Annotated in this window: 5 protein-coding genes and 5 tRNA genes; all 10 read left to right on the plus strand. The window is 52.6% G+C overall.

The features are described from left to right. The first annotated feature begins 4 nt into the window (after positions 1–4). A tRNA-Leu gene (locus PAT3040_RS23680) sits at positions 5–90 on the plus strand. A 13-nt stretch (positions 91–103) separates the two neighbouring features. After that, positions 104–190, plus strand: a tRNA-Leu gene (locus PAT3040_RS23685). Between the two features lie 6 nt (positions 191–196). Next, positions 197–271 (plus strand) — tRNA-Gly (locus tag PAT3040_RS23690). 12 nt (positions 272–283) lie between these two features. Further along, positions 284–360 (plus strand) — tRNA-Arg (locus tag PAT3040_RS23695). 6 nt (positions 361–366) lie between these two features. After that, a tRNA-Pro gene (locus PAT3040_RS23700) sits at positions 367–440 on the plus strand. Between the two features lie 119 nt (positions 441–559). Next, complete coding sequence (locus tag PAT3040_RS23705) at positions 560–1,102, plus strand: GNAT family N-acetyltransferase (RefSeq protein ID WP_108994622.1); 543 nt, start codon at positions 560–562, stop codon at positions 1,100–1,102. A gap of 187 nt (positions 1,103–1,289) precedes the next feature. Continuing rightward, positions 1,290–2,978, plus strand: coding sequence for a ribonuclease J (locus PAT3040_RS23710; RefSeq protein WP_108994623.1), 1,689 nt, complete (start codon positions 1,290–1,292; stop codon positions 2,976–2,978). 30 nt (positions 2,979–3,008) lie between these two features. After that, a complete protein-coding gene (locus PAT3040_RS23715) occupies positions 3,009–4,214 on the plus strand; it encodes an MFS transporter (RefSeq protein WP_108994624.1) in 1,206 nt (401 codons plus the stop codon). A gap of 112 nt (positions 4,215–4,326) precedes the next feature. Further along, a complete protein-coding gene (locus PAT3040_RS23720) occupies positions 4,327–4,965 on the plus strand; it encodes an SGNH/GDSL hydrolase family protein (protein WP_108994625.1) in 639 nt (212 codons plus the stop codon). 491 nt (positions 4,966–5,456) lie between these two features. Continuing rightward, on the plus strand, positions 5,457–7,300 hold a 1,844-nt coding region (locus tag PAT3040_RS23725), incomplete at its 3' end, for an Ig-like domain-containing protein (RefSeq protein ID WP_258235124.1).

A 7,300-nucleotide genomic window follows, 5' to 3' on the forward strand; every position in this document is an offset into this window, starting at 1 on the left:
ATATGCGGTTGTGGTGGAATGGCAGACACGCTATCTTGAGGGGGTAGTGGGCGTACGCCCGTGGAGGTTCGAGTCCTCTCAACCGCACCATACAAATCCATATGCGGTCATGGCGGAATTGGCAGACGCGCTAGATTCAGGTTCTAGTGTCAGCAATGACGTGGAGGTTCGAGTCCTCTTGACCGCACCATGATTTGCGGAAGTGGCTCAGCGGTAGAGCATCGCCTTGCCAAGGCGAGGGTCGCGGGTTCGATTCCCGTCTTCCGCTCCATTTTTTCTATTTGCGGCCTTAGCTCAGCTGGATAGAGCGTTTGACTACGAATCAAAAGGTCAGGAGTTCGAATCTCTTAGGCCGCGCCATTTTTACGGGATGTAGCTCAGCTTGGTAGAGCACCTGGTTTGGGACCAGGGGGTCGCATGTTCAAATCGTGTCATCCCGATACCAGCAACAAGCGCGTTATCCAAATTGGATAACGCGCTTGTTTTTTGATCACACAGGAATTGATAAGTTTCCGAGCTTGTCGATCCAGAGACTCGTTTATTAGAAAGGATGGTGCAGATGTCAGAGCAGCGAATTTACGTTCGTTTCCCGGAAGAAGCGGACGCTGCGGAACTAGCCGAAATGAATAAGCGCAACCGGACGTTCTTTGAACAGTTTTCCCCGAGTACCCCTGAAGCTTTTTATACAGAGGAGCATCAGCTTCAGTTGGTAATAAAGAGCAAGACAGACAGGATGGAAGATCGGCGATATTCTTTCGTGATTTGCCATAAGGATGATGATCGAATTATTGGAAGCATAACGTTATCCTTCGTAGCCCGAGGACCGCTTCAGAGCTGCATGATCGGCTATAGTCTGGACCAGGCTAATAACGGCAAAGGCTATATGACGGACGCAGTAAAGCTGGTCGTGAAGTATGCTTTTGAAGAACTGAAGTTCCATCGGATCGTAGGTGAGGTTTCGCCTAACAATCCCGGGTCAATCCGGGTGCTTGAGAAGGCCGGCTTCCATAAGGAAGGGATTGCGCGAAGCAACTTATTGGTTAACGGGAAGTGGGAGGATCATCAAGTGCTGGCGATTATTAATCCGGCGGAAGAGGGTTAGCTGCTCGCACATATGCAGGTTAATATACGGGACGGACGGAGGCCAAGCAGGCCTCTTTTTTATATAAAGCCATTTCTTAAATTAGATAATTTGTAAGCTGATCAAAGCGTTCTTTCATGCGAAACAGCGTATAGCCGCCTGCCCGAGATACACATAATAGTGGCATTAATGTAATTGGAGGTCCTCAATGGAAGCGAATCCTACAGATAATGACACGAAAATCGGCCTTTCGATTTTTGCGTTGGGCGGCGTATTCGAAATCGGCAAAAACATGTACGTCGTTGAATACGGCGACGATCTTGTGGTCATCGACTGTGGCTCGAAATTCCCGGATGAAAGCCTGCTCGGCATTGATTTGATTACCCCGGATATCGGCTATCTGCTGCAAAACAAAGATAAAGTACGGGCCCTCGTCATTACGCACGGACATGAAGATCATATCGGCGGCGTCCCTTATTTTCTCAAGCAGCTTCGCGTCCCGGTGTATGCGACCCGTCTCACGCTTGGCCTTATCGAGTTGAAGTTGAAGGAGCATCGCCTGAAGAAAACCGAACTTCACGAAATTACGGCGGCTTCCGAGCTTGCGTTAGGCAAATTGACGCTAAGCTTCTTCAGAACCAACCACAGCATCCCCGATTGCCTTGGCATTGTGCTCGATACGCCGGTCGGCCGGGTCGTCCATACGGGGGACTTCAAGTTTGATCTTTCTCCGGCGAATGGGCAATATCCCGAGATTCATAAAATGGCTCGAATTGGCGAAGAAGGAGTTCTTGTGCTTCTATCGGAAAGCACGAATGCCGAGCGACCGGGGTTCACGCCTTCCGAGAGCTTGGTCGGAGACAAGATCATGGAGGCGTTCCAGAAGGCCAGGCATCGCGTATTCCTGTCAACGTTCGCCTCTAACGTGAGTCGCCTGCAGCAGGTGGTCGACGCGGCGATCCGTACGGAGCGCAAGCTTGCTTTGATGGGACGAAGTATGGTTAATGTCGTGAACGTCGCGCTGGATTATGGTTATTTGACGATGCCCGAGGGCATGCTTATCGATGTTAAGGTTGCGAGCGAGCTCCCAAGGGACAAGGTTGCCATTCTGTGCACGGGAAGTCAAGGGGAGCCCATGGCGGCACTATCGCGACTAGCCAACGGCAATTACGCCCAAATGGATCTGCTGCCTGAGGACACGGTCATCTTCGCGTCATCGCCCATTCCAGGCAACGAACGCAGCGTAGCTGCCGTTCTGGATCAATTGTATCTGCGAGGCGCCTACGTGATTCATGGCTCAGGATCATCGACGGGGATGCATGTATCCGGTCATGGCAGTCAGGAAGAGCTTAAGCTGATGCTTACTTTAATGAAGCCAGCCTATTTTGTGCCCATTCACGGAGAGTATCGAATGTTGTCCCGGCATAAGGAGCTGGCTCAATCCGTAGGCATGGATGGCAATGACGTATTCCTTATGCGCAATGGCGACGTGCTGGACGTTACCCGGCATGGTGCTGAACAGAACCGCAAGGTGACCGCGGGCAATACGCTGATCGATGGTCTGGGCATCGGCGATGTCGGAAACGTCGTATTGCGGGACCGCAAACATTTGGCGGAGGATGGCATTTTGATTGTCGTGGTGACGCTCAGCAGCGATGAGGGTACCTTGTTATCCAGACCGGAGATTATTACACGGGGGTTCGTGCACGTCAAGGAATCAGAGGCGTTGCTGGCTGAGTTGAATCAGAGAGTAACAGCGGACGTTTCGGAGCTGCTGGCGGGCGAGAATCGCAAGTGGTCGGTGCTGAAGCATGTCATCCGCAAAAGCTGCGGCAGTCTCATCTTGGAGCGAACGCGCAGACGTCCGATGATTCTGCCCGTCATTATTGAGGTGTAAGCCTTATATCGAATGGGGACCAGACGCGCGATGGAGAAGAAAAAATGGGATTTGGCTGCACTGGCGAGCATCCCTTTGATTATGACATTGGCTAATTCGATGCTGATACCCGTACTGCCGCTCATGCAGAAAAAAATGGCCATTACCGTCATACAAACAAGCCTTATTATTACGGTATACGCTGCTATCTCAATCCTGTGTATTCCCATTGCGGGATACTTATCCGATAAGCATGGCAGGAAGAAGATCATCCTGATCGGCTTGTCCATAACGGCCATCGGCGGCGCGATCTCCGGGCTAGGGGCCTGGTTGCTCAGTACCGGCGCTTATTGGACGATTCTGGCGGGGAGATTCGTTCAGGGGATCGGAGCGGCAGGAGCTTTCCCGATCGTCTTGCCGATTGTAGGCGATATGTTCAAAAGCGATGATGAGGTAAGCAATTCGCTTGGCATTATCGAAACGTCCAATACATTCGGCAAGGTGGTCAGTCCGGTGCTGGGGTCCGCCCTGGCGATGGTCGTGTGGTATCTTCCGCTGGCCGTCATTCCGTTCCTGTCGATCCTGTCCATAGCGGCGGTCGCCACCCTGGTGAAAACGCCGAAGCAGCAAGAAAGCGAAGCCCCGGGATTCCGCGAATTTCTTCGCGGCCTCAAAGACACGTTAGCCAGGAACGGGCTTTGGCTTTACGCTATTTTCCTGATCGGATGCATGGCCATGTTTATCATGTTCGGGTTCCTCTATTATCTCTCCAACACGCTGGAAGACGAATACAGCATCAAGAATATTCAGAAGGGGCTTGTGCTTGCCATTCCGTTATTCGCCATATGTTCGTCATCGTTTGCGGCGGGAAAGATCATCGGCAAGAAAAAAAACGTCATGAAGTGGTTCACGGTCATCGGACTGGCGGTTTTGTCCGCCACGATGATTGTCTGCGGGCTTCATCGCTCGGACACTCTTGTTTGGCTGATCGTTCTGCTATTTCTGGGGGGAGTGGGGATCGGAATGTCGTTGCCAAGTCTGGATGCCTTAATAACCGAGGGAATCGAGAAGGAAAAGAGGGGTACCATTACATCGCTGTACAGCAGCGCGAGATTTATCGGAGTGGCCGGGGGCCCGCTAGTTGCGTCAACGCTGATGAAACAGGAAAGGTGGCTGTTCTACTTGTTTGCGGCGATCGGAATCGTCTGCTGTCTGGTCGTCTTGTTCGCTCTCAAACCGAAGAAGGGTAACGAATGAAAAGGGCTGGGAAACGAAAATCGTTTCTCAGCTTTTTTGCTTGACGGCCGGCGCCTTTAAGAGTTAAGTATAGGAGAGCAATTACTTTAATGCGGGTAAGGGGAAGAGTCACATGGGAGAAAGCTTAACGGTGTTGTTTCAAGGCGACTCCATCACGGATGGAGGACGCGGGCGCAACGAGGATCTTAATCATATTATGGGGCACAGCTATCCGTATCTGATTGCCAGCAAGCTGGGGCATCAACATGCGGAAGCGCGTCCTCGTTTCATCAATCGCGGAGTCAGCGGAAATCGTGTATCGGACTTGTATGCCAGGTGGAACGAGGACGCCATTAGTCTGAAGCCGGATGTCCTCAGCATCCTGATCGGCGTCAACGACGCCTCGCGTATCGTAAATGGACTGCCGAGCGGAGTGACCGATCGGTTCGAGCGGGCATACAGGCATTTGCTTGAGGAGACCAGGGAGGTACTGCCGGATACGAAGCTTGTGTTGTGCGAGCCGTTTATCCTGGAGGCAGGCACACTGGCTGACAACTGGGGAAGCTGGTCACGCAAGCTGAGCGAGTATCGCGAAGTCGTACGGCAATTAAGCGGCGAATTCGGCACCGTGCACGTGCCGCTGCAGGACGCGTTCGACCAAGCCGCATCGCGAACGGACGCGGCATATTGGCTCTGGGACGGCGTTCACCCGACGGCGGCCGGCCACGCGTTGATCGCCGGGGAGTGGTTGGCGGCGGTGAAGCTGTTCTAAAACTGCCAGACTTGTGAACAAAAGATTGAAAAATCTAACAGACACCAGCGACGCTATTTGGCCGATTTTAACCTCAAACAAAATCTAGCGGACAGAAATGACACTATTGAATCATAATGGAGCCAATATGCGCTATGATGATGCCAATAAGGTCGTGTAAGTCCGTTAGATTTTCGAAAACCTAAAAATCGAAGAATAACGTCTTTTATGTCCGTTAGCAGTGAGTGAGACTGGACGTTTTGGTTTTTTGAATCACCTTTAGTAGATTTGTTCATCGGTTTCAAGCACCTCTAATAGCAAATCATTGGAAGATGTTTAGCCAATGAAGCCGTGGAGGTGCTTTTTGTTGTGCGTTAAGAATGACGTGGGCAGGGACAGGGTTGTTCCCCCGTAATCGAGTCTATCGCGAGGAGCTTTCAGATTTCTTTTAAGTCTCTCTGTTATACTTGGTCAGGATTACTTTAATAGAAGCGGAATGGAGAGAGTATAGGATGAGAAAGCAGCTGGCTTTATTGTTGGTGTTCCTGCTTGCCGCGATGCCGGTTAACGGTCTATGGACGCAGAAAGTGAAAGCAGCCTATGATTACGAAGGAAGAGGGGATGGCAGCGAGGCTAATCCCTATATAATTCTGACGGCGGCGGATCTGAATGGCGTCCGGGAGAACTTGACCGCGAGTTACAAGCTGGGAGCGGATATTGATTTGTCTGCGTTTGGCAACTGGGAACCGATTGGGGAATATGGCGCCCCTTTTAAAGGGACTTTTGATGGCGATTATCACACGGTACGGGGGTTGACCATCAACTCTGGAGCGATGTACCTTGGTTTGTTCGGAGAAGTGAATGGTCAGACTTTCATTCCTCCTACACCGGTAAGGATAAAGAACGTGCGGCTGGAGAATGTGGATATTACCGCTACTGACCCGAGCTCTCAGGCAGGCGGTTTAGCGGGAGTTATAGCGGATCACGCGAGGAGCGAAGGCATCTACGTCAGCGGAACGATTAGAGGCAGCGGATACTCAGCCGGAGGGATTGCCGCGAGTATAAGAAATGGAATGTCGTATAGCGAGGCGCATGTAGAGATCGAAGGTTCGTTCAGGTATGCAGGCGGTTTGATCGGCATAGCTGGAGGTGGAGCTGTAATTGAACAAAGTTATGCAACCGGCGATGTTCATACGAACGGAGAAATGGCTGGAGGGTTGGTCGGTTGGGCATCAAGTATACAAGCGATAAACAGCTATGCAGCCGGCAATGTGACATTGCTGGACGGCGGTGTTCCATGGTCTTACGCCGGTGCGGGCGGCCTGCTAGGACAGGCATCTAATACAGTTACGTTAACCAATAGCTATGCTAGCGGGAACGTGACTGCCGACATCGGCAGAGCAGGGGGATTGATAGGTAACAGGACAAGCCCTCCTCCAACCATACATTTGAATTATTCCTACTGGAAAGCTACGGTTCCGCCATTGGCCGCGGTCGGAGGAGGAACGGATTATGACGGCGCCGTTAGCGAATCCGACATGATGAACGGGAACACCTACGATGGCTGGGATACGGCAATCTGGGGGATTCAGGATGGAGAAAGCCTGCCGTATCTGAAGAGATTCGCGCCGGAGGTCCGGGTCGCCCAGTTGGAGTCGGATTATGGCACGAGTGCGCCGGGCAACGAGCTTGGGGTGAATGTGACGGTCCGTGACGGGAGTATCGGAGAACCGCTTAAGATACGGTTGGCGCTTAATAATGCACAAGATGCCATGGTGGCGGAAAGGGAGTACACCTTGAATGCAAGTGGCCTGAGTCAGCCGCTTGCAGAATGGACGGTTGCCTTTGACGAGGTCCAATATCCGGCGGGAACTTATCATCTGATTGTAACCGTCGAGGATATGGTCGGTGCTCACGAATGGGAGCGGACATTATTTTTTGACATAAACGATACGACTGCCCCGGCCGCGCCGATGTTGACAGGTCCGACTGACGGAGCCAGCGTGAACGACGCCACGCCGACGATTAGCGGCACAGCAGAGCCGGGCAGCACGGTGACGATTATCTTGGACGGCATCGATGCCGTGACGGTGTCGGTTGGAGCGGGCGGCACTTGGACGTGGACGCCGCCAACCGCGCTTGGCGAAGGCGACCATAGCGTAGTGGTGCGTGCAGAAGATGCGGCAGGCAATGGCGGACCAGACTCCGCCGCACGTACGTTCACGGTGGATACGACAGCCCCGGCCGCGCCGGTGCTGACGGTTCCGACTGAAGGAGCCAGTCTGAACGACACCACGCCGACGATTAGCGGCACAGCAGAGCCGGGCAGCACGGTGACGATTATCTTGGACGGCAT

Origin of the sequence: Paenibacillus agaridevorans (genome assembly GCF_003112455.1) — a bacterium.
GTDB lineage: Bacteria > Bacillota > Bacilli > Paenibacillales > Paenibacillaceae > Pristimantibacillus > Pristimantibacillus agaridevorans.

Bases quoted from the DNA above. Each gene is read 5' to 3' on its own strand.
- PAT3040_RS23705 (WP_108994622.1), top strand. From the start codon at position 560: ATGTCAGAGCAGCGAATTTACGTTCGTTTCCCGGAAGAAGCGGACGCT.
- PAT3040_RS23710 (WP_108994623.1), top strand. From the start codon at position 1,290: ATGGAAGCGAATCCTACAGATAATGACACGAAAATCGGCCTTTCGATT.
- PAT3040_RS23715 (WP_108994624.1), top strand. From the start codon at position 3,009: ATGGAGAAGAAAAAATGGGATTTGGCTGCACTGGCGAGCATCCCTTTG.
- PAT3040_RS23720 (WP_108994625.1), top strand. From the start codon at position 4,327: ATGGGAGAAAGCTTAACGGTGTTGTTTCAAGGCGACTCCATCACGGAT.